The 20,679-nt window shown below is 62.3% G+C and carries 21 protein-coding genes; 8 read left to right on the forward strand and 13 right to left on the reverse strand.

The window, feature by feature from the left end; translation table 11 throughout:
• The first annotated feature begins 86 nt into the window (after positions 1–86).
• Positions 87–1,487, forward strand: a complete 1,401-nt coding sequence (locus tag DVJ77_RS08370; protein WP_114845027.1) for an MATE family efflux transporter — start codon at positions 87–89, stop codon at positions 1,485–1,487.
• 52 nt (positions 1,488–1,539) lie between these two features.
• Positions 1,540–3,405 (forward strand): signal peptide peptidase SppA, encoded by a 1,866-nt coding sequence (gene sppA / locus DVJ77_RS08375; RefSeq protein ID WP_114845028.1) that lies wholly within the window; start codon positions 1,540–1,542, stop codon positions 3,403–3,405.
• 218 nt (positions 3,406–3,623) lie between these two features.
• On the opposite strand, the gene DVJ77_RS08380 is transcribed toward sppA, so the two are convergent.
• Entirely contained in the window at positions 3,624–3,842 is a 219-nt protein-coding gene (locus DVJ77_RS08380; protein ID WP_114845029.1) for a hypothetical protein, read from the reverse strand.
• 82 nt (positions 3,843–3,924) lie between these two features.
• Here DVJ77_RS08380 and DVJ77_RS08385 point away from each other — a divergent pair, with 82 nt between their 5' ends.
• The gene (locus DVJ77_RS08385) at positions 3,925–4,707 is read left to right on the forward strand and encodes an SDR family oxidoreductase (RefSeq protein WP_114845030.1); all 783 of its coding nucleotides are present in this window, start codon (positions 3,925–3,927) and stop codon (positions 4,705–4,707) included.
• 149 nt (positions 4,708–4,856) lie between these two features.
• Here the strand turns inward: DVJ77_RS08385 and DVJ77_RS08390 are convergent, their stop codons facing one another.
• Both DVJ77_RS08390 and DVJ77_RS08395 read right to left on the reverse strand, forming a co-directional pair.
• Positions 4,857–5,555, reverse strand: coding sequence for a DUF4124 domain-containing protein (locus DVJ77_RS08390; protein WP_225427900.1), 699 nt, complete (start codon positions 5,553–5,555; stop codon positions 4,857–4,859).
• Between the two features lie 41 nt (positions 5,556–5,596).
• Positions 5,597–6,541, reverse strand: coding sequence for a DegV family protein (locus tag DVJ77_RS08395; RefSeq protein ID WP_191983677.1), 945 nt, complete (start codon positions 6,539–6,541; stop codon positions 5,597–5,599).
• A 160-nt stretch (positions 6,542–6,701) separates the two neighbouring features.
• On the opposite strand from DVJ77_RS08395, the gene DVJ77_RS08400 reads away from it, so the two are divergent.
• Positions 6,702–7,493 (forward strand): AMP nucleosidase, encoded by a 792-nt coding sequence (locus tag DVJ77_RS08400; protein WP_114845031.1) that lies wholly within the window; start codon positions 6,702–6,704, stop codon positions 7,491–7,493.
• Positions 7,494–7,554: 61 nt separating this feature from the next.
• Here the strand turns inward: DVJ77_RS08400 and DVJ77_RS08405 are convergent, their stop codons facing one another.
• The 5 genes from DVJ77_RS08405 to DVJ77_RS08425 all read right to left on the reverse strand — a co-directional run bounded on the left by DVJ77_RS08405 (position 7,555) and on the right by DVJ77_RS08425 (position 11,689).
• Positions 7,555–7,992, reverse strand: a complete 438-nt coding sequence (locus DVJ77_RS08405; protein ID WP_114845032.1) for a hypothetical protein — start codon at positions 7,990–7,992, stop codon at positions 7,555–7,557.
• Positions 7,993–8,438: 446 nt separating this feature from the next.
• Complete coding sequence (locus DVJ77_RS08410) at positions 8,439–9,620, reverse strand: glutathionylspermidine synthase family protein (protein ID WP_114845033.1); 1,182 nt, start codon at positions 9,618–9,620, stop codon at positions 8,439–8,441.
• The gene (locus DVJ77_RS08415; protein ID WP_114845034.1) at positions 9,620–10,153 is read right to left on the reverse strand and encodes a DUF1190 domain-containing protein; all 534 of its coding nucleotides are present in this window, start codon (positions 10,151–10,153) and stop codon (positions 9,620–9,622) included. Before DVJ77_RS08415 ends, DVJ77_RS08410 begins: the two co-directional genes overlap by 1 nt.
• Before the next feature lie 95 nt (positions 10,154–10,248).
• Positions 10,249–11,208: a serine/threonine protein kinase gene (locus tag DVJ77_RS08420; protein WP_114845035.1), complete on the reverse strand. Its 960-nt coding sequence runs from the start codon at positions 11,206–11,208 to the stop codon at positions 10,249–10,251.
• Positions 11,209–11,251: 43 nt separating this feature from the next.
• Positions 11,252–11,689 (reverse strand): hotdog fold thioesterase, encoded by a 438-nt coding sequence (locus DVJ77_RS08425; RefSeq protein WP_114845036.1) that lies wholly within the window; start codon positions 11,687–11,689, stop codon positions 11,252–11,254.
• Positions 11,690–11,752: 63 nt separating this feature from the next.
• Between DVJ77_RS08425 and DVJ77_RS08430 the strand changes: the two genes are divergently transcribed.
• Positions 11,753–12,811 (forward strand): 2Fe-2S iron-sulfur cluster-binding protein, encoded by a 1,059-nt coding sequence (locus DVJ77_RS08430; RefSeq protein ID WP_114845304.1) that lies wholly within the window; start codon positions 11,753–11,755, stop codon positions 12,809–12,811.
• 76 nt (positions 12,812–12,887) lie between these two features.
• Here the strand turns inward: DVJ77_RS08430 and DVJ77_RS08435 are convergent, their stop codons facing one another.
• The 3 genes from DVJ77_RS08435 to DVJ77_RS08445 form a co-directional block, all read right to left on the reverse strand.
• Positions 12,888–13,334 carry a rhodanese-like domain-containing protein gene (locus DVJ77_RS08435; protein ID WP_114845037.1) on the reverse strand — a complete coding sequence of 149 codons (447 nt, stop codon included), beginning with the start codon at positions 13,332–13,334 and terminating at the stop codon, positions 12,888–12,890.
• A 93-nt stretch (positions 13,335–13,427) separates the two neighbouring features.
• Entirely contained in the window at positions 13,428–13,841 is a 414-nt protein-coding gene (locus tag DVJ77_RS08440) for a hypothetical protein (RefSeq protein ID WP_114845038.1), read from the reverse strand.
• An 83-nt stretch (positions 13,842–13,924) separates the two neighbouring features.
• On the reverse strand, positions 13,925–14,395 hold the full coding sequence (locus DVJ77_RS08445) for a YiiD C-terminal domain-containing protein (protein WP_114845039.1): 471 nt from the start codon (positions 14,393–14,395) through the stop codon (positions 13,925–13,927).
• Positions 14,396–14,573: 178 nt separating this feature from the next.
• Here DVJ77_RS08445 and DVJ77_RS08450 point away from each other — a divergent pair, with 178 nt between their 5' ends.
• From DVJ77_RS08450 to DVJ77_RS08460, 3 genes are all read left to right on the forward strand, one after another.
• Positions 14,574–15,308 carry a uroporphyrinogen-III synthase gene (locus DVJ77_RS08450; protein ID WP_114845040.1) on the forward strand — a complete coding sequence of 245 codons (735 nt, stop codon included), beginning with the start codon at positions 14,574–14,576 and terminating at the stop codon, positions 15,306–15,308.
• Positions 15,309–15,422: 114 nt separating this feature from the next.
• Complete coding sequence (locus DVJ77_RS08455) at positions 15,423–16,541, forward strand: uroporphyrinogen-III C-methyltransferase (RefSeq protein WP_114845305.1); 1,119 nt, start codon at positions 15,423–15,425, stop codon at positions 16,539–16,541.
• Positions 16,538–17,794: a heme biosynthesis HemY N-terminal domain-containing protein gene (locus DVJ77_RS08460; RefSeq protein ID WP_114845041.1), complete on the forward strand. Its 1,257-nt coding sequence runs from the start codon at positions 16,538–16,540 to the stop codon at positions 17,792–17,794. The genes DVJ77_RS08455 and DVJ77_RS08460 overlap by 4 nt, the downstream gene beginning before the upstream one ends.
• Before the next feature lie 51 nt (positions 17,795–17,845).
• Here the strand turns inward: DVJ77_RS08460 and DVJ77_RS08465 are convergent, their stop codons facing one another.
• Positions 17,846–18,187, reverse strand: coding sequence for a hypothetical protein (locus DVJ77_RS08465; protein WP_114845042.1), 342 nt, complete (start codon positions 18,185–18,187; stop codon positions 17,846–17,848).
• A 203-nt stretch (positions 18,188–18,390) separates the two neighbouring features.
• Positions 18,391–20,661 carry a DNA helicase II gene (locus DVJ77_RS08475; RefSeq protein WP_114845306.1) on the reverse strand — a complete coding sequence of 757 codons (2,271 nt, stop codon included), beginning with the start codon at positions 20,659–20,661 and terminating at the stop codon, positions 18,391–18,393.
• Positions 20,662–20,679 lie beyond the last annotated feature (18 nt).

Raw genomic sequence — 20,679 nt, forward strand, 5'->3', positions numbered from 1 at the left:
TCCCCGTTCCCCGTTCCCCGTTCCCCGTTCCCCGTTCCCCGTTCCCAGGGTTCTGTAGAATGCTATGCCCTGGAGTCCTTAAGCTTATGAATCCATCTCGCATCGATCGCGCCCGAGTGACGCATGAGATCGGCGCCACCATTCGCCTCGCTCTACCCTTGATTGCCGCGCAGCTCGCGGCGATCGGCACCAATGTGGTCGACGCGGTGCTGGCCGGGCATTTCAGTGCGCATGTGCTGGGCGCGGTGGCGGTTGGCACCAGCATCTGGGCGCTGGCGATCGTCAGTGGCATCGGCATGATGATGGCGGTGCCGCCGTCGGTATCGCAGCTTGACGGTGCTGGACGCCGCAATGAGGTCGGTGCGGTTTTCCGTCAGGCGCTGTGGCTGGCGGTGGGCATGGGGGGGCTGCTTTGGTACGGCGTGCGCCATGCGGCGCCGCTGATTAGCGTCATCGGGGTGGCGCCGGGGTTGCATCACGATGTCGGCGAATTTCTCCGCGCGATAAGCTGGGGCGCACCCGCGCTGACTTGCTACTTCACATTGCGCGGGCTGTCCGAAGGTCTGTCGATGACCCGGCCCTCGATGTACTTCAGCCTCGGCGGGCTGGCCTTGCTGGCGCCACTGGGCTACGTGTTGATGTTCGGCAAGTTTGGCCTGGAGCCTCAAGGGGCGCGCGGCTGCGGTATCGCCACTGCGCTGGTGTTGTGGCTGGAGATGCTGGCGTTTGCATGGTACGTGGCGCGGCATCGCAATTACCGCGGGCTGGGCTTGGGCGAGCGGTTCGATCCGCCGCGACTCAAGCGCATCGGCGAGCTGGTGTGGATCGGTCTGCCCATGGCCGTGACCCTGCTTGCCGAAGGTGGTTTGTTCGTCGCGGTGGCGTTGGTCATCAGCACGCTGGGCGAAAACGTGGTCGCCAGTCACCAGGTGGCGCTGAACATCGCCTCGTTCTTCTTCATGATCCCGCTGGGCCTGGCGATGGCGATCACCGTGCGGGTAGGTAACGCGGTCGGCCGTGGCGATGCGCGCGGCGTGCGTTACGCGGGTTTTTGCGGTATCGGCCTGACCCTCGGTACTCAGCTCATTTCGGCGGGGTTGATGCTCAGCCTGCCGCATGTGATCGCCTCGCTATATACCCGCGATGCCGGGGTCATCGCGCTGGCCGTTCAGTTGATCGTGCTGGCCGGCTTGTTTCAGTTCTCCGACGGTATCCAGGTCGCCTCCAACGGCGCTTTGCGCGGCCTCAAGGACACCCGTGTACCGATGGCCATCACTTTATTCGCCTACTGGGGCGTCGGCATGCCGGTGGGCTGGTGGCTGGCCTTCCGTGAAGGCCTGGGCGCGCGCGGCATGTGGATGGGCTTGATCGCCGGCCTGAGCATGGCGGCCTTGCTGTTGTTTGTACGTTTTTGGCGCAGCTCGGGGCGTTTGCTTGCCAAAAGCGGGCCGCTTCCCGTTTCCCAGTCCCTGACTCCTAACACATGACCACCACAGCCCAAGCGGTTACCCTGCTGGCGAATTCTTGAGGAAAGCACGAATGACGGAACCTCGCCCCCACGGTTTTTGGAATTTTCTCTGCGTCTTGGGCCGCGGCGTCAATATGGTCCGGTTGGTTATCCTCAACCTGGTGTTCTTTTTGTTTTTGTTTCTGCTGATTGTGCTCGTAGCCGGCCTGTTCGCCAGTGCACGCAGTGAACGCACGATTCAGAGCAATAGCGTGTTGGTGCTCAAGCCAGAGGGGCGGCTGGTTGAGCAATACAGTGCGGCACCGCTGCGGCGCCTGATTGCTGGTTTGTCCGGCAATGCACCGAAACAAGTGCAATTGCGCGATCTGGTCAACGCGATCGATGCCGCGGCTGCGGATAAGCGCATCAGCCGTATCTTGCTGGAGCCGGAAGATTTGCAGGGCGGCGGTTTTGCCGCGTTGCGCGAGGTGGGCGCGGCACTGGACCGTTTCCGTGCGGCGGGCAAGCCGGTCGTGGTGTGGGCGGCCAATCTGGAGCAAGGTCAGTACTACCTGGCGGCGCACTCCGATCGCATTCTGCTCGACCCCCAAGGCGGCGTGCTGATCGCCGGACTGGCCAATTACCGGTTGTTCTACAAAGACCTGCTCGACAAGCTCGGCGTTGACGTGCATCTGTTTCGCGTCGGCCAGTTCAAGAGCGCGGCCGAGCCGTACATTCTCGATCACGCCTCGCCTGAGTCGAAGCAGGCCGACAGTTATTGGATGGGCGGCTTGTGGGACGCGTATCTGGCCGAGGTCGCCAAGCTGCGCAAGCTCGATCCGAAGACGCTGCGCAACGACATTGACAGCCTGGCTGAGCAAATCGCCGGCACCCAGGGCAATCTCAGCCAGCTCGCACTCAACCAGCACTTGGTCGATGGCCTGGCGACACGCGCCGAGCTGGAGAAAATGATGCTCGACGAAGGCGTGCCTGTGGCCGAGAAAGGCCAGGGTTTTCGCCAGGTATCGCTAGCGCGCTACGGCGCCAATCTGCTGGGTGACAGCAATGCCTTTGCAGGGGGCGTGGCTATTGTCGTCGCCGAAGGCGAGATCGTCGGCGGCCGACAGCCGCAGGGTTCGATCGGTGGTGAATCCACCGCCGAGCTGATTCGCACCGCCCGCCTGGATCATCGAACCAAGGCACTCGTGCTGCGCGTCAACTCGCCCGGCGGCGAAGTGTATGCGGCCGAGCAGATCCGCCGCGAGATCGAGCTGACCAAGCAGGCCGGCATCCCCGTAGTGGTTTCGATGGGCGACGTGGCGGCCAGCGGCGGTTATTGGATTTCGATGAATGCCGATCGCATTTATGCCGAGCCCAACACGATCACCGGCTCCATCGGTATCTTCGGCATGTTTTTCACCGTCCCGAACACGCTCGACAAGCTCGGTGTGAAAAGCGATGGCGTCGGCACCGGTCCGTTGGCCGGCGCGTTCGATATGTCACGGCCGCTGGACCCGAAGATCAGCACGATGATCCAGGCGATCATCAATAAGGGCTATCACGATTTCGTCGGCAATGTGGCGAAGGCGCGCGGCAAGGAATACAGCGCGATCGACACCATTGCCCAGGGCCGTGTATGGACCGGGCAACAAGCGTTGGACAACGGTTTGGTCGATCAGCTTGGCGGTCTCGGCGACGCCGTGACCGATGCGGCCGGCCGCGCCAAGCTCGGTAAGGGCTATCCGGTGCGCTACACCGAGGCGCCGCTTGGCGGTTTCGAGCAATTCATGGTCGGGCTCAACGAAAGCGCCACCGTGCACGTGATGCAGAGCTACGGCATCCACTTGCCGAGCTGGCTCGCCCAGTTGCCGACGATGGCGCCGGAATTGAAGCTGCTGCAGACCGCGCAGTCGGGGCGCCCCAATGTCTATGCGTATTGTTTTTGTAGCCCCAGGTAGGGACGTATAGGCGGCTATATGGGTGTTGGGGGGTTTCGGCAAGTCTTTACCCCTCCCCAACCCTCCCCTGCGAGCAGGGGAGGGGCCTGATGAGGCAAGCTTTTAGCTCCTCCCCCTGCTTGTCCCGAACAGGGGACTTCCTTCGGTCGCAGGGAGGCTGGGAGGGGGTGAGTCTTGCCGTGTAGCTACCACACTCTCCAAGTAGCCCACGTCACGCCCTATTGCTCCGCCGCCTCAATCTGCTTGCGTTGCTGCTCGGCCTGCTGGTCGACGGTTTTCTGTACGTCCTTGGCGCGCTGCTCGTCCTTTTTCAGATCGTCCCATGGCGTGGCGACACGAGCTGTTTCGGTTTTGGGGGCTGCGGCCTGCGGCTGGGGCGGTTTGCCTGAGCAGCCGATGAGGGCCAGGACGCAAAGCCACAGTGCGGTACGTTTCATCGGCGGAACTCGCGGCGATTAGAGGTGCACAGTGTTGCGCCGCTATACGGTGCGAGCAAGGGATCAGCTAAGCTCCGCCTCCATGAATAGCCGCATCGACGCTTGGCAGCTCCAAGGCCATACCGCATTGGTGACCGGTGCCAGCAAGGGCATCGGTTATGCCACCGCTCGCGAATTGGCCGGTCTCGGCGCCAATCTGCTGTTAGTGGCGCGTGACGAGGACCATCTGGAACAGGTGCGGGTGGAGCTGGCCGATGATTTCGAGAATATCGACGTGCTTACCCTCGGTGCCGACCTGAGTGAGCAGGAAGACCGCCTGGCCGTATTCGATTGGATCGCCGATCTCGGCGCACCGTTGTCGCTACTGGTCAACAATGTCGGCGGCAATCAGCCGCGGCCGACGCTGGATTATCACGAACTGGAATATCGCGCGATCTTCGAGCAGAACGTGTTTTCCGCGTTCGAGATGTGCCGGCTCGCGCATCCGTATTTAGTGCAACACGCGAACGCGGCCATCGTGAACGTCGGCTCGGTATCCGGGATGACGCATGTGCGCACCGGTTCGCCCTATGGCATGACCAAGGCCGCGCTGCATCAACTCACCCGCAATCTGGCGGCGGAGTGGGCGGTGGACGGTATCCGCGTCAATGCGGTGGCGCCGTGGTACATCCGCACGCAACGTTCGGAGCCGGCGCTGGCCGACGACGAATATCTGGACGAAGTACTCGACCGCACACCGCTGCGGCGTATCGGCGAGCCGGAAGAAGTGGCGGCGGCGATCGCTTTTCTGTGTCTGCCTGCGGCCAGCTATATCACCGGGCAAGTGCTGGCGGTGGATGGCGGATTTCTCAACTACGGGTTTTAAGTGCCTTGGCGGCGGGTGGCGTTGTGGTTTGTCCACAGCCTGTGTGGACATGCCTGGGACAAGCCTGTGGATAAATCCGGCAATGGCTTGCATGACAGTTACTTGGCTTACATTGCTTAGATTTTGTCCAGTTATAGATCTGGCGCAGCTCAGCAGTTGGAGAGCTGGCCGAGCAGTTCGCTTTCGCGTTGTTCCAGTGCCGGGCGGTCGCTTTTGAAGGCGCGCTGCAATTTATGCTCGTTCTCGTCATAGGCGTCGCGCAAGGCGCGGCAGGTTTCGCGCGGACTTAGCTCGCGACACATGTCTTGCACCCATACGTAGTTGTTGGCGATCAGCCCGGAGGTCACCCGTCCACGATTGGACTCCGGTGCCGAAATGCCGGCGCCGCGGCGGCCGCCGTAAACCTGGCCCAATGGCTGTTGCACCGCGCCGAGCATGCCGAAAGGGGCGAGATAAGGCTGCGGGTCGCCGTTGTCGCTCAAATAGGGTTTGCCGTCGGTGGCGCGCGTGCAGGCATACATCAATGGCAGCGGCGCGCTTGGCGACGGAGCTTGTGCAGGCCGTGGCTCAGGGGTTGCCGTTGCCTGCGCTGCAGGTGCCGATGGCGCTGATGGCGTGGAGGGGGCGATGGGCGCGCTGTCGTCGCGCAGGTTGAGCGTTTGCTGCTGTTGGTGTTTCGCACAGGGGGCATCCTGATAAACGACTTGCCCGCTGTTGCCGCTGCACTTGTACACCGTGGCGGCGCTGGCTTGCATAGCGGCAAGCGACAGCAGCAAAAGCAGGCATGGCCGACTCGGCAGGCTACGAAAAGCCCGCGAAGCATGGATGCCGTCAGGTATATCGCCCACGAGCAGGGCTCCCGCTATCTGTGTTTTGACGTCTATGCCGCTCAAAATTCGGCAACGTGCTCTTCGGCGGCGAAACCCAGGGTTATCGCACCTTCGCCCACGTTGACCATGCCGGTAATACTCATCGGTGCTTCCATCAGTTCGACACTGCTTTCCTCGCAAGCCGCGCGTAACCGGTCGTAGCCGGGCAGTCTGGCCAGCTCGGCCAGGTCGCCGCCATAGCTTATGCAGACCACCGGTACCAGCAGGCCGGCGCGAACGCGTTTTGCGGTGTAGTCGAACAGCACTTCGATACCGTGTTCAAAGCCACGCACTTTGCCAACCGGGCTGGTATCGCCACGATAGCCGCGCAGTAACGGCTTGATATCCAATGCCGAGCCAAGCATGGCGCTGAACAGGCCGACACTGCGATCGCCCTTTTTCTTGGCGCGGGCACGCAAGTAATAGAGGTCGCGCGGCAGCATGTAGCCGTAGGCGTTGTTGGCGATATGAGTGAGCCGTTCGCGAATCGCCGCCGGTGTTTCGCCCGCCTGGATCAGGCGGATCGCCTCGACGATCACCGGCGCGGTACCGGCAAACAACGTACGCGTGTCGATCACGCGCATCAAAAACGGACCCGCAATGCCGGCCTGGTCGCGTACTTCGCGATAGTGCTTGAGCACCGCGAAGCTGGCTTTAATCACATGGTCGTTGATCGGGCTGCGCGTGGCGGTGATGGTGAGGCAGAACACGCAATCTCGCTGTAGCACCAGGTGATCGAGAAACAGTTTCTGTACGTCCTCTACCGAGCATGGCTCGGTCTCGGCCGAGTGGCTGCGGGTGCCCAGTTTCTGGTCGAGAAAACGCTGCGTTTCGGCCGGGCTGCGGTCGTCCAGAAAGGTCTCGTTGTCGATGCGCACCACAATCGGCATGACCGCGATGTCGTGCTCCTGCAGAAACGCCTGCGGCAAATCGCAGGACGCGTCGATAGCAACTCCCATGCGCATCACGGCTCCCCCCGTGGTTATCGGCGCGCCGAACATAGCATGAGGCGTGTCTACTGCTGCAGAAGCGAGATAAGATACCCCGAATCTTTTGGCATCTCGCTGGCGTGGCGTCGCCGGTAATGCGCAGGAAAACCCTCCTGCGCCAGCCTTAAAGGCTCTTATGAAAGACAAGCAAGAAATCGTTTCCAACTGGCTTCCGCGCTATACCGGGACGCCGCTGGAGCAGTTCGGTCAGCACATTTTGTTGACCAATTTCGGCCATTACGTAGAGCTGTTCGCGCAATGGCACGGTGTGGAGGTGCAAGGCCGCGACCGGCCCATGCCCAATGCCACCGCCGATGGCATCACCTTGATTAATTTCGGCATGGGCAGCCCCAATGCCGCCACTGTGATGGACCTGCTCAGCGCCATCGGCCCCCAGGCCGCGCTGTTTCTAGGCAAATGCGGCGGCTTGAAGAAAAAGAATGCGCTGGGCGACCTGGTGCTGCCGATTGCCGCGATTCGCGGCGAAGGCACCTCCAACGACTACATGCCGCCGGAGGTACCGGCACTGCCGGCGTTCCAGTTGCAGCGCGCGGTTTCAACCATGATTCGCGATCTGGGTCATGACTATTGGACCGGCACCGTCTACACCACCAACCGCCGGGTGTGGGAGCATGACGAGACGTTCAAGGACTACCTGCGCCGCACCCGCTGCATGGCGGTGGATATGGAGACGGCGACCATTTTCGCGGCCGGCTTCGCCAACCGGATTCCCTGCGGCGCCCTGCTGCTGGTATCCGATCAGCCGATGATTCCCGAAGGCGTGAAGACCGAGCAAAGCGACCGCAGCGTCACCGCCAACTATGTCGAGTCGCATATCAAGATCGGCATCGAGGCACTCAAGCTGGTGCGCCGCAACGGCCGCAGCGTGAAGCACCTGCGCTTCGAGGACGACACGCACATCGATTAAGCCGATCCGTGTCGACCGAGGTCACCGCCGCAAGATTCGGCGGCGGCCTCGGTCAGCTTCGTCAGCGGAATCGCAGTACCAGCCAGGAAAGCAGCGCGAGCAGGTTGATCCCGAGACGCGATACCGCCGGCCCGGTGGCGGCCCAGGCGAAGTTCTGACTTCCGAAATGCCAGTCAATCCCCAGCCGCGGTGCCATTTGCATCGTCGCGTAGACATTGATGTAGGCGCCGCTATGCAGCGCATAAGTAAGCATTGGCGTGGCAATCAACGGCAGTTGCAACAACTGCGCGACACGAGACAAGGTGACACCTTGTTCACTGCCCTCCACCAGCAACACGCCGGCAAACAAGATAAAGCCGAACAGCAGCAGGCCGACCAAGGCGAGCAAGGTGTCGTGAGTCGATCCCAGCGGAAACAGGCGACGCAGCATACTCACCACGCCGTAGAAGCCACCGGCGATTTCAAGGATGCCAATCAAGCGGAATAGAAAAGAACGCACGCTAGGACTCGCCCAAAAGACGCAAGCTTAGCGCAGCGTTGTTATCTGGATGCTGTAGGTGTTGGCTGTTGTTATTAGAGTTTTTTGGTGATGGGGTTTGTCGCAAGAATGCACCCCCTCCCAGCCTCCCCCTGCAAGCAGGGGGAGGGGCAAAAGCTACGCTCGCAGCTTTTGACTTTGACGTTGCTCTTGACCTTGGGGCCCCTGTGCGTCGGTGAGGGTCGGACGACAAGGCCCGCAGGGGACTCGGCATGGATGCCGAGTCCTTTTCGCCAGTGCATGGATGCACTGTCGAAAAGCCCGGCCGGCCCTCACGTACCCGAAGGGCGACTCACCGGGGTGCTCTTTCTTTTGGTTACTTTTCTTTGAGCAAGCAAAGAAAAGTGACTCGGGCCCCGGCAGGGGTTCGAAAGCCCGCCGCAGGCGATCCAGGTCGCCACAACACCTCAAGCCATCAACACCCCACGCCCCTCCTCCAAAATCGCATGCGGCACAAAACAAGCACTATCCCGCGTAATCGGCGAATCATCCTCGCGAATACCCATGCCACAAGCCCGATCCCCCACCACCCAACTACCAATCACCACATAACGCCCATCGAAACGCGGCAGTGCGTGATACCCCTGCCGAATCCAGGGGCCATCACCATAAGGGCCGCTGCTATTCACATGCTGCCCATCGGGCAGGTGCATCGCGATGTTGGCGCCTTCGCGCGAATAGATGGGTTTACGCACCCAGCCCGGCGGTAGCTCGCCGCCGTTGTCGAACTCCGCCGGCAGCAGGTTCGGGTGGTTACGGTACTTTTCCCATAACAAGGGCAGGATGCCTTTGTTGCTGAGCACGGCCTTCCATGCCGGTTCGATCAATTGCAGGCCCGAGCCTGGCAGCTTGGCGCCGAACGCTTCGCGAAACATGTCCTCAAGCGGGTAGAGCTTGAACAGGCTGCCGATGACTTGATCGTCCAGATCGGTAAAGCGGCCATCCTCCGATAGACCGATGTCTTCAATCGCCAGCGTGTCGCAGTCGACGCCGGCTTGCAGTGCGCATTCGCGCAGATAGGCCACCGTGCCTTGATCTTCGGCCGAGCCACGCACGGCGGCGAAGCGCAGCGGTCGGGCGATGCGCGTGGCGATAGTGCCAAAGGCTTCCACCAGCGATTCGTAGATCGAGTTGTACTGGTCGCTGCCGGTCGGCAACTGACCGCGCATTTGCTGCTGCTCCAGCCATTGCCATTGAAAGAAGGCGGCTTCGAACAGTGCGGTCGGGGTGTCGTAGTTCAGCTCGTAGAGCTTGGCTGGTCCGGTGCCGTCGTAGCCGAAATCCATGCGGCCGTAGAGGTGTGGTTGCCGGTCGCGCCAGCTTTGCGCAATCCAATCCCAGAACGGCTCGGGGATGGCCAGTTGGCGCATGCGTTGTTCGCTGGCGACGATCTCGCCGACCAGGTCGAGCGCCATCGCGTGCAGTTCTTCGGTGGGCGCTTCGAGGTCTTCTTCGATCTCGCGCAGGGTGAAGGCGTAGTAAGCCGATTCATCCCAATACGGTGCGCCATTGATCGTGTGAAAGTCGAAGCCGCATTCGGCTGCACGCGCCCGCCAATCGGGGCGCTCGGCAATGGCGATGCGGCGCATCAGCCACCCGCGCCGCGTGCGCCACTGGACGCGCCGAAACCGCTGCGGCTTACCGTGACCGCGCGATTAGGCGTGGCGGTTACCGGCACCATGGCCGTAGTGCCGCCGGTGCTGCGATACACGCCACCGGCATCGGTGGCGGGGCGTTGCCAGCCGCCGCCGTTATCGCGAAATGCCGGGCCGCTGGTAAAGCCGGTCATCGGTGAACTGCCGCGCATCATCTGCGACAGGAAGAAGCCCGTCATCAAGGGGCCGAAGAACGAGTGGCTGCCTTCGTTGCGTTCGGCGCATTGCTCTGCGCCGTAACTGGCCTCGCATTGCTCGCGGCTGGTGAAGCGCGGCGCGGTTTCGGCGCTGTCCTTCTTGGCTTTGTCGAACGCCTGCTCGCAGGTGCTGCGGTCGTTGGTCTGTGCGACACAGGCATCGACCGAGGTGTACAGCCCTTCGCGCGCCTGCTCGTCGCTATCGCAAGCGGTCAGCAGCAATGGAACGGTGCTCATCAGCAACAGTGCGGCGGTTCTGGATCGCTTCATTGTTCAAGGTCCTTTTGTGTCATCGGCTCAAGCATGACCGCTAGCGCCCGATCAGGGCAAGTTTTTGCGGCGGCGTGATGTGCTCGTGTGGCATATCACAAGCCGTCGGCGAGTTCGTGCAGGTCGGCGATGTGTTGCTCCCACCAGCGCGATTCGGCGGCGAACGGGAATGCGGCAGGAAAGGCCGGATCGTGCCAGCGCGCAGCGATCCAGCCGGCGTAGTGCATCTGGCGCATCGCGCGTAGCGCGGGGATCAAGGCGCGCTCGGTGTCGTCGAATTCACGCATTTGCGTATAGCCGTCCAAAAGCGCGTTCAAGGCACGCTCGTCGCCGGCCAGCATCCATAGATCCTGCACTGCCGGCCCCATGCGTGCATCGTCGAGATCGACGAAGTGCGGGCCTTCATCGGTCCACAGTACATTGCCGGGATGGCAATCGCCATGCAGACGTAGCTGGCGTACCGGGCCGATGGCCTCCAGCCGCATCGCGACGGCGTCATCGAGTCGTTGCGCGGCGCTGCGATAGTTTGCCTGCAACGATGCCGGTAACAATGTTGAAGCCAGTACCGCCTGCATGGGTGCTTGCATCAGCGTGGCGCGGTCGACGCGGCCGCGATGCACAAAGGGCTGGCGCGAACCCACGCTGTGGATGCGTGCGATCAAGCGGCCCAGCCACTCTAGCTGTGTGGTCGATTCCAGCGATGGCGCCCGCCCGCCGCGACGCGGGGTCAACGCATAGCGAAAACCTTCGTGTTGTCGCAAGGTTTGTCCGTCGAACACGAGCGGCGCGACCACCGGCAACTCGGCTGCGGCCAACTCCAGTGCGAATGCGTGCTCTTCTTCGATCGCCGCGTCGCTCCAGCGACCAGGGCGGTAGAACTTCGCGATGACCGGCGCGGTTTCCTCCAGCCCTACTTGCCACACGCGATTTTCATAGCTGTTCAGTGCAAGCAGGCGTCCGTCTGGCCATAAGCCGCAATGGGAGACAGCGTCGAGAACGAGGTCGGGGCTGAGCCCGGCGTAAGGCGTTGCGGTGTTTATCTCAGGCAGCTTCATGGCAGGCGACTCCCACTCCGCTTCGAGGGGAGGGTTGGCATGTTCAACGCGGCGCCGCCACGCGCGCCGGCACCACCGCCATCGTGATGCGCGAAACACACACCAGTTCGCCCGCTTCGTTCTCGATGCGGATCTCCCACACTTGCGTGCTTCGCCCAATGTGCAGCGCTTGCGCGGTACCGGTCACGATGCCGCTGCGCACGCCGCGAACATGATTGGCATTGATCTCCAGGCCTACGGCGATCTCTTTTTCGGGATCGAGCGTGAGCATCGCCGCCGTGCTGCCCAAGGTCTCGGCCAGCGCCACCGAGGCGCCGCCATGCAGCAGGCCATAGGGCTGATGCGTGCGGTGATCGACCGGCATGGTGCCGCGCAGCCAATTCTCGCCCACTTCGGTCATGCGTATGCCCAAGGTCTCCATCATCGTGTTTGCGCTCCAGCCGTTGAGGCGGGCGAGGTCGGTGTCCTGTTTCCAGATCATGGTTGAATCCCATCGAGTGAACCCGCATTGTTGATCGACTGCCGTTACCGCGACAATGCGTACGTGTTTACCGTCACCCTCAAGACTTCCGGTCGCCGTTTCGCGGTCGCGCCTGGCGAAACCGTGCTGGAAGCAGCCCAGCGCGCCGGTATTGCGCTGCCGTATTCCTGTCGTTCGGGCGTGTGCGGTAGCTGCAAGGCGATCCTGCTTGAGGGTGCGTGCGGCTATCCGCGCAATCCGCCGCTGGCATTGAGCGGCAGTTCGCCGGCCAGGCACGCGGTGTTGTTATGTCAGGCGGTGCCCCTGGGTGATCTGTTGATCGAGGCGCGTGAAGTGACCTCGGTAGAAGACATCGCGCGGCGTCAGCTCGGTGTGCAAGTGGTCGGTAAGCAGCAATTGGCGCCCGACGTGATCGGCTTGCTGTTGCAGCCGGCGCCTGGCGAAACAGGATTCAACTGGTTGCCCGGCCAGTATCTGGACGTACTGCTGGACGATGGCAAGCGCCGGCCTTTCTCGATCGCCAGCGGTCCACGGGCCGATGGCATCATCGAGTTGCACGTGCGGCATGTAGCCGGCGGCGGTTTTACCTCATGGGTCAGCGAAGGCTTGCAGGTCGGTGATTCGCTGCGTATCGAGGGGCCGCTAGGTACCTTTGTGCCGCGCGAGGATTCAGAGCGCCCGATGGTTTTTATGGCCGGCGGCACCGGTTTTGCGCCAGTAAAAGCGATTGTCGAGCACTTTCTCGCGCTGGGTACCCGTCGCTCGATGCAGGTGTATTGGGGCGCGCGTAGCGTGGCCGATCTGTACCTGCGGCCACTGGCCGAACGTTGGGCGCGCGAGGCGTCCAATCTGCATTTTCACGCGGTGTTGTCCGATCCCGAACAAGCCGCCGCCACGGGCTTGCGGGTTGGCCTGATCCACGAAGCGGTGCTGGAGGACCAGCCCGATCTGTCGGCGCACGATGTCTATATGAGTGGGCCGCCGGCGATGATCGATGCCGGCCGCCAACTTTTTCTCAATGCGGACTTGCCCGAAGATCGGCTGTATTACGACTCGTTCGATTACGCGCCCGATGTGTTGGCGATGATTCTTGCCGGGCGCGCCGGGCTTGCCGATTTGTGACGTTCAGGCACTGTGCGAGTGAGTTGGCCGCGCAAATTGCTTAGAAAATCAGGCGTAGAAGATCGACAGCGCGTGCTTATTTGTTGCCTTTGGCAACAGGTAGCTGCGCCTGCTGCCATGCCATCACGCCGCCGCCCAAGGTGTAGACCTTGGTGAAACCGGCTTTGACTAGCCGTTGCGCCGCCTTGTTCGAGGCGCCGCGGCCGTCTTTATCGATCAGTACGACCGGCAGCTCCTTGGCCTTAGCCAAGTCTTTCTGCTCCGGGTCGAACTGGCTCATCGCCACATGTTTGGCGCCCGGAATATGCGCTTTTTCGAAATCGGCATAGGCCGATAAATCGACCAGCAGCGGGCTGTCGCGATTGATGAGCAAAGTCAGCCCGGCAGGCGTCAGCTCTTTGTATTTGCGAAACAGAGTGGCGATTTCCATCACAATCAATGCCACCAGCAAGATCACGAACAGCGCAGCCAGCGCCCAGTTATTGCCGATGAATTGGGGCAGTTTTTGCAGAAAATCGCTCATTACGGAAGTTTCCACGGGCGCGAGCGGGTCGCGCGGGGTTGAGTAAACGACCGATTATACGGGCTGCGAGAGGTCAGACGCCCTGATTGGGGATCAATCGCTGGTGATATTGGGCAGGCCGCTCATCAGCCACCAGCATTTCTTCTCCGGGTCGTAGCGCCATAGCTGTTTGTCGATCACCGTACGTTCGGCCTGGGTGTTGAGGTTGACCAGGCTGATTTGCACGATCTGACGGGCTTCGTTCTCGGCGCCGGGAACCGGGCCCTTGCCGTCGTCGTAGCCGGTGACCCGCAGTTGTTCATAGCGCGCCATATCCAAGGCGCTGGGCGGATGCTTCTTGCGTACCTCGGGGTCGACGAACTGCAGCGCGTTCTGGAAATCACCCCAGCGCACGGTACTGGCGTAGGCGCCGAGCGTGCTGGTGAGGCTCTCGCTGCGCTGGGCCGTGGCGCAGCCGGCGAGCAGGGTCGTGCATAGCAGTAACAGGGCGGTGAGGATGCGGCGCATAGGTGATTTTCCCCTGAGGTGTTCGCCCATTCTGCCGCAAGAGCGTGTTTCATATCTCGGTGCTATTGGGCGATCCCGGCGATTTATCCGCGGCGTTTGGCCACAAAACGCGCACTGAGGGTGGCTGCGGGTTTGTCGTCGGTGCCCGGAATCATGCAGGAGACCCCGATGCGGGCTCGGCCGCGAGCGTCCAGCGTGGTGAAAAAGGTGGCCCAGCTCGCCGAGGCGGCCAGTTGCGCTTCGCTGTGAAAATCGCCCCATACCGGCGCCAGGTAACGCGCTGTTGATTCGGCGACAAACACGTCGCAGTCCATCCCGCGCCGACGCAATGCCAGCTCCACCAGGCTCCAGCCGGTAAGCGTCATCAGGCTGACCAGGCTGCCGCCGAACGCACAACCCTTGTCGTTGACGTTGGGAGCCAGCGGCGCGACCAGGGTGATATGAGTCTCATCGCAGGCGTGCAGTTGCAGATCCATGCTGAGCGCGAGCGGAATTTCGCGGCGAACAAATTGAATCAGGTCGTGCGCCATGGTGGATAGTTCAGGCGTGCTCATCGGGACGTGCTCATCTAAAAACGCAATTCCTGTGGGGCGGCGATACATGGGGAGGGAGCCGCGTAGTGTATAGGCGGCTACACTGCCCCGACCTTTATCAAGCCTGGTCTTCATCAAGGAGCAGTGCAGCGTGCAAGCGCGGGCGCCATTAAACGCGAAATCGTTGCAAGAAAAATCCATGCGCGGACGCATGGTGGTCATCACGCGCCCGGCCGGTACCGCATCGGCCTTAGTGAGGCAGGTGCGCGCGCAAGGCGGCAAGCCGCTGTTGCTGCCTGGTTTGTCATTGCGCGGTATCGATGACGCAGCGATCGCCAGCGCGGCCTTGACCATCGCTTTGACCGATGACGTGCTGATATTCACCAGCCCGGCTGCCGTACGTTTTGCCGCCCGACTCGCGCCATTGCGCACCGAGGCGACCGTGCTGGCGGTGGGGCAGGGTACCGCGCGTGCATTGAGGCGTTACGGCATTGCCGAGCCGCTTACCCCCGAGCTGCGGCAAGACAGCGAGGGGTTGCTCGAACATTCGGCGCTGAATGCCTTGCGTGATCGGCGCGTGGCCTTGATCGGGGCGGCCGGTGGGCGTGGCGTGCTGCGCGCGGAGTTGGCGGCCCGTGGGGCGCATCTGCGCGAGGTACATGTTTATCGCCGCGTTGCGCCACGATTGCAGCGCCGCCATGTCGATGCGCTCAAGCACTTGCCGGCGAGCGCGGCGGTGTTGTTATCCAGTGCCGAGGCGCTGGGATATCTGCAGCAATTGCTCCCAGCCGCTGCCTTCGCCAAATTGTGCGCGGCGACCGCGGTGGTCAGCAGTGAGCGTTTGGCCGAGGCGGCGCGAGCGGCCGGTTTCAAGCAGGTCAGCGTGGCCGCTTCGGCCTTGTCGGGGGATTTGCTTGCAGCCGCTGCTTTTTGAAGCCCGTCAGGACTCTATCGGGTTAGCTTAAATGTCAGATTTCCATAGAAAATGCAGTGAGTTACCTGTTGGCAATGGCTTTGAAAAGCCTCTTAGGCTGCTAGCATGTCGCGCATGAGCCAAAACGACGCCACATTCCAATCATCCGATGCCACCCCGACCAAATCGGCCGCACCCAGCCCGGCGCATCCGCCACGGCGGGGCGGCGGTAGTCTGGCGGTGGCCTTGCTGCTGTCATTGGCCGCTGTCGGCGGCGTCGGCTATATCGGCTGGCAGCAATGGCAACAGCAACAAGGCAGCTCCAGTGCGGTGCTGACGGCGATGGATCTGAAAACGCGTATGGGGGCGGTGGAAACGGCACTGACCAGCATCAGCACCGAGCGCAATCTGTTGCGTCAACGCCTGGGCGATGCCGACCAGGTCAACCGCGCCTTGCGCGAAGAGCTGCTCGGCCAGGCCGAACGCACGCGCAATCTCGAAGACGCGGTAGCCAAGCTGTCCGAGAAAAGCCTGTCCGGCCAGGAGGCGATGCTGCTCGACGAGGCAGAATCGCTGCTGCGCATGGGCAAAGAGCGTTATGGCCTATTTCACGATGCGCAGGGCGCGGCGGCAGCCTATGCCTTGGCAGACCAGACCCTGGCGGCGGTCAACGATGGCGCGTTCTCCGGCTTGCGCCAAAGCGTCTCCGCCGAACACGAAGCGTTGGTCAAGAGCCAGCCGGCCAGCCAGGCCAGCGCACTCGCCACGCTTACCCAATTGCGCACCGATATCACCACGCTTCCGTTGAAAGCACTCGATAGCCCAAGCGAGGCGCCGACCAGCGGCACCTGGCCGCGCATTCAGCATGCGCTGGCGGGTGTTATCAGCGTGCGTCGCGACAATGGCGCTCCCTTGGCGGTTGCCGATGCACGCTTTGCCCGCGAGTTGGCTGCGTTGGACCTGGCACAGGCGCAGGTGGCACTGCTGGCTTATGACCGCGACGCTTATGCCGCCGCATTGAAGCGCGTGGACACCAGCCTGACGGCGCAATTCGATCTGGGCGCGCCCGCCGTGCAACTTGTGCACAACAAGCTCGGCGAACTGGCCGGTCAACTGCCGGCAACGGCTCCTGTGGAGCTGGGCGCGGCATTGACCGAACTGCGTAACTTGCGTTCCATGCACGTACTCAAGCCGGCGGCTGGGGGCGCGGCGCCGATTCATGCGGACACTCCGGCGACAGGGGTCAAGCCATGAAGTTGTGGCGCTGGATCCTGTTCTTGGTGATCGCCGCCGCGCTGGCCGCTTTCAGTTGGCATTGGATAGCTGAAGACCCAGGTTATGTCCTGCTGCGTATTCGTGGCTACGTCGTGGAAACGACGGTTGTCGCCGCGTTGGCGATCCTGTTGCTGGCTTGGGCGTTGATCGGTGCGCTATGGCGTCTGCTGCGCTGGCCACTCGGCGCTTTTTCGCGACGTCACCGCCGGCTTAGCCGGCAACGTATGAGCGATGGCCTGATTGCCTTGATGGAAGGACGCCTGGGCGATGCCGAGCGCGATCTCCACCGTGCCTCTCGTCTCGATGTTCTGCGTGGTCCAGCCCTGCTTGCCGCGGCCGAGGCCGCCTCGCGTCGAGGAGAGCCGGGGCGTGCGTTGGAAACCCTTGCCGAAGCTTCGCAGTCCGCGCCACAGGCTGCCCGTGTGTTGCGCGCGCGCGTACTGCGCCGTGATGGTAAATCCGCCGAGGCTTTGGCCTTGCTGGCGCCAGAGGCCGATAACGGTCACTTGAGTCCGGGCGGCTGGCGCGAGCTGGCGCTGGCCGCACTTGCCGCAGGCGACAGCCGTCGCGCTCGCGAGGCGCTGGAGCCCTTGCAGAAGAGCGGCGCACTCGGTGCCCGCGCCTATGCGGTCATGGAAGCGAACGTATTGACTGCCTCGCTCAAGTCCGCACCCGATGGCGTTGCCTTGAATACGCTGTGGTCACAGTTGCCCAAGGCACAGCGCCGGATACCCGCGGCGATCGATGCCTACGCACGCCGGGCTGCCGGCTTTGGCTTGATCTTGCCGGCGATGGACGAGGTCGAGTCGGCGTTGCGTCGCGAATGGTCATCGCCGCTGGTTGAAACCTATGGCGGGCTCGGTGGCGATGATCTCGAAGGTCGCTTGCGCCGCGCTGAAACCTGGCTTGATGCACATCCCAACGACGCAAGCCTGCTGCTTACGCTGGGCCGCATGTGCGTGCGCCTGAAGCTATGGGGTAAGGCGCACCAATATCTGGAGCGTGCACAGGCGCTGCAGCCAAGCAGTGCAACGTGGGAGGCCTTGGGCGATACCTATGCCGGCCAAGACGATGTCGCGCTGGCCCAACGTTGCTATCGCAATGCGCTGGCCCTGGCACGTGGTGACGCGGTGGAAGCCTTGCCGCAGGGCAGTCGTCCCGTGCGTATCGACACCCGCCCGATCGCGATCGAAGAACGCAGTGAGCACGGCGTGCCGCGCTTGCCCGAATAGGGCAACGCGCGACGGCCCGATCTTAACGGCCCGATCTCAAACGGTCCGATCTCAATGCACCGAGATTGCCCAGGCGATAAAGCCCGCATTGATCGCCGTCAATGTCAGCGCAGTCAGAAAGGCCACATCAGCAATACGCTCTAGCCGATGGTTGCGGCCTGCATTGCGCGTGCGCAGCGCCCAGTAAGACAACAGGCAAGAACCCAGATACAGAATCGCGTTGAGCGCCAGCAAGTCGTCGGCGAAGATATCGGGTCGGCGCAGTGAGATCACCACGCGAATGATCCCGATCACGGTCAGGCAGACGCCGACCATTGCCGCCGAAGCGGTAAAAATATGCACGCACAGATTGTCGTCAAGTTGTCTGCGGTGGTTGTCGGCGACATCGGTCATGGCGAGCATCATGGGCAGCGAACGAGTCAAGATGGACCGGCCGGCCCGATCACAGGTTGCAGGTGAGATCTTGCGAATTCATCTGCGGTACGGGGTGCGAACAGCCCCGGCCCGGAGGGTTAGCCGCTATGGCGCCATGCTGGTGTTCGGTGTCCTGGGGGCGGCGCAGACCGTATCGGAAACAGAGAGCGCCGCCGATTGCGCTACACCGGCGTGAGGTTGGCATACGCGTAGACCAGCCACTTGCTGCCGCTATCGGCGAAGTTCACCTGGATACGCATATGCGCGCCACTGCCTTCGGCGCTCAGCACCACGCCTTCACCGAAACTGGGGTGGCTGACCCGCTGGCCTAGCTTGATCGGCCGGCTTTCATCCAGCGCCGGCGAGGATTCGGCGTAGCGGCCGGCATAGGCCGGTCGGCTTACTTGCACCCGTGGCCGAACCTCATCCATCAGTTCCGGCGGAATCTCGCCAAGAAAGCGTGACGGCCGGGCCAGCATTTCGACGCCGTGCATGCGGCGCGATTCGGCATGAGTGATAAACAAACGCTCGCGTGCGCGGGTAATGCCGACATAGGCAAGCCGACGCTCTTCTTCCAGCCGTCCTTCGTCCTCGACCGAACGCTGACTGGGAAACAGCCCCTCTTCCATGCCGACCAGGAACACCACCGGAAACTCCAACCCTTTGGCCGAATGCAGCGTCATTAGCTGTACGCAGTCATCCCATGCCTCACCCTGGCCTTCGCCGGCTTCCAGCGCGGCGTGCGACAAAAAGGCCGATAGCTCGTTAAGGCCGGCGTCGATGTCGTCCTGGGTCAGTTCGAAACGGCTGGCGACGTTGACCAATTCATCCAGATTCTCAACCCGCGTTTCGCCGTTGCCGCGGCTGTCTTTTTCGTAGTGATCGCGCAGCCCGGTATGGGTAATGGCGTGGTCGATCTGCTCAGAGAGATTGAGCTTGGACACGGCAACGCTCGCGCTCGCCGAGTCGTCGTTCTCGCCCAAACCCGCCAGATTCCCCGTTCCCCGCTCCCCGTTCCCCGCTGCTGTCCCAGCAAACGTCCGCGTCATGTCGTCGATCAGCGACAGGAAAGCCTTCACCGCATTCTTCGCGCGGCCGGCCAACTCCTTGCCGCCGCTTAGCTCGTTCAGCACGGCCTCCCACATCGAGCTGCCTTCGCTGCGGGCGCGACGGCGCAATACATCCAGCGTGCGATCGCCGATGCCGCGCGGCGGCGTATTTACCGCGCGCTCGAACGCGGCGTCGTCGTGGCGATTGGCGCTGAGCCGCAGGTAGGCCAAGGCATCTTTGATTTCGGCACGCTCGAAGAAGCGCAGGCCGCCGTAGACGCGATAAGGGATGCTGCGCTGAGTCAGTTGTTCTTCAAAGTTGCGCGATTGCGCGTTGGAGCGATAGAGAATGGCGCAGTCTTTCGCATGGCCGTGTTCGGCGACGTATTCGCGAATGCGCTCGATCACGAAGCGCGCTTCGTCCTGTTCGTTATATGCGGCGTATAGCGCAATGCGTTCGCCTTCGCCGCCGTCGGTCCACAACTGCTTGCCCAGACGGCCGCCGTTGCGTGCGATCACGCTGTTGGCGGCCTTGAGAATGGTCGAGGTGGAGCGGTAGTTTTGTTCGAGCTTGATCGTCTTCGCACCAGGGAAGTCGCGCAGAAACTGCTGCACGTTTTCTACCTTGGCACCGCGCCAGCCGTAGATCGCCTGATCGTCGTCGCCGACCACGAAGACTTGACCGGTAGCGCCGGCAAGCACACGAATCCAGGCGTATTGCAGTGTATTGGTATCTTGGAATTCGTCGATCAGCAGATAACGCCAGCGTTGCTGGTAATGCTCCAGCACGGCCGGGTTTTTCAGCCACAGCTCGTGCGCGCGCAGCAGCAGTTCGGCGAAATCGACCAGGCCGGCACGCCGGCAGGCGTCTTCGTAGGCCTGATAAATCTGCACAAAGGTGCGGGTGACGGGGTGATCGTGATGTTCGATACCTTCCGGGCGCTTGCCCTCGTCTTTCCAATGATTGATTTGCCACATCGCCTGACGCGGCGGAAAGCGCGCTTCATCCAGGCCTAGTCCGGCGACCACGCGCTTGACCTGTCGCAGTTGGTCATCGGAGTCGAGAATCTGAAAACCCTCCGGCAGGCCGGCCTCGCGCCAATGTCGGCGCAGCAGCCGATGAGCGATGCCGTGGAAGGTGCCCACGGTGAGCCCTTGGGTGCCGCCGGGGATCAATTGATCCAGGCGCGAGCGCATTTCGCCTGCGGCTTTATTGGTAAAGGTGACGGCGAGTATCGCCCACGGCGGCACCTGCTCGACCTGGGTCAGCCAGCCAATGCGGTGGGTCAGTACGCGAGTTTTGCCGGAGCCGGCGCCGGCCAGCACCAGGTAGTGGCCGGTCGGGGCACAAACAGCTTCACGTTGCGCGTCGTTGAGTTTATCAATCAGGTGCGAGACATCCATCGCACGCATTGTAGCGGG

Origin of the sequence: Dyella tabacisoli (genome assembly GCF_003350925.1) — a bacterium.
GTDB lineage: Bacteria > Pseudomonadota > Gammaproteobacteria > Xanthomonadales > Rhodanobacteraceae > Dyella_C > Dyella_C tabacisoli.

What these genes read in the sequence shown, in the direction of transcription:
- DVJ77_RS08370 (WP_114845027.1), top strand. Translation starts at nt 87, where the DNA reads ATGAATCCATCTCGCATCGATCGCGCCCGAGTGACGCATGAGATCGGC.
- sppA (WP_114845028.1), top strand. Translation starts at nt 1,540, where the DNA reads ATGACGGAACCTCGCCCCCACGGTTTTTGGAATTTTCTCTGCGTCTTG.
- DVJ77_RS08380 (WP_114845029.1), bottom strand. Translation starts at nt 3,842, where the DNA reads ATGAAACGTACCGCACTGTGGCTTTGCGTCCTGGCCCTCATCGGCTGC.
- DVJ77_RS08385 (WP_114845030.1), top strand. Translation starts at nt 3,925, where the DNA reads ATGAATAGCCGCATCGACGCTTGGCAGCTCCAAGGCCATACCGCATTG.
- DVJ77_RS08395 (WP_191983677.1), bottom strand. Translation starts at nt 6,541, where the DNA reads ATGCGCATGGGAGTTGCTATCGACGCGTCCTGCGATTTGCCGCAGGCG.
- DVJ77_RS08400 (WP_114845031.1), top strand. Translation starts at nt 6,702, where the DNA reads ATGAAAGACAAGCAAGAAATCGTTTCCAACTGGCTTCCGCGCTATACC.
- DVJ77_RS08410 (WP_114845033.1), bottom strand. Translation starts at nt 9,620, where the DNA reads ATGCGCCGCATCGCCATTGCCGAGCGCCCCGATTGGCGGGCGCGTGCA.
- DVJ77_RS08415 (WP_114845034.1), bottom strand. Translation starts at nt 10,153, where the DNA reads ATGAAGCGATCCAGAACCGCCGCACTGTTGCTGATGAGCACCGTTCCA.
- DVJ77_RS08420 (WP_114845035.1), bottom strand. Translation starts at nt 11,208, where the DNA reads ATGAAGCTGCCTGAGATAAACACCGCAACGCCTTACGCCGGGCTCAGC.
- DVJ77_RS08425 (WP_114845036.1), bottom strand. Translation starts at nt 11,689, where the DNA reads ATGATCTGGAAACAGGACACCGACCTCGCCCGCCTCAACGGCTGGAGC.
- DVJ77_RS08435 (WP_114845037.1), bottom strand. Translation starts at nt 13,334, where the DNA reads ATGAGCGATTTTCTGCAAAAACTGCCCCAATTCATCGGCAATAACTGG.
- DVJ77_RS08440 (WP_114845038.1), bottom strand. Translation starts at nt 13,841, where the DNA reads ATGCGCCGCATCCTCACCGCCCTGTTACTGCTATGCACGACCCTGCTC.
- DVJ77_RS08445 (WP_114845039.1), bottom strand. Translation starts at nt 14,395, where the DNA reads ATGAGCACGCCTGAACTATCCACCATGGCGCACGACCTGATTCAATTT.
- DVJ77_RS08450 (WP_114845040.1), top strand. Translation starts at nt 14,574, where the DNA reads ATGCGCGGACGCATGGTGGTCATCACGCGCCCGGCCGGTACCGCATCG.
- DVJ77_RS08455 (WP_114845305.1), top strand. Translation starts at nt 15,423, where the DNA reads ATGAGCCAAAACGACGCCACATTCCAATCATCCGATGCCACCCCGACC.
- DVJ77_RS08460 (WP_114845041.1), top strand. Translation starts at nt 16,538, where the DNA reads ATGAAGTTGTGGCGCTGGATCCTGTTCTTGGTGATCGCCGCCGCGCTG.
- DVJ77_RS08465 (WP_114845042.1), bottom strand. Translation starts at nt 18,187, where the DNA reads ATGACCGATGTCGCCGACAACCACCGCAGACAACTTGACGACAATCTG.
- DVJ77_RS08475 (WP_114845306.1), bottom strand. Translation starts at nt 20,661, where the DNA reads ATGGATGTCTCGCACCTGATTGATAAACTCAACGACGCGCAACGTGAA.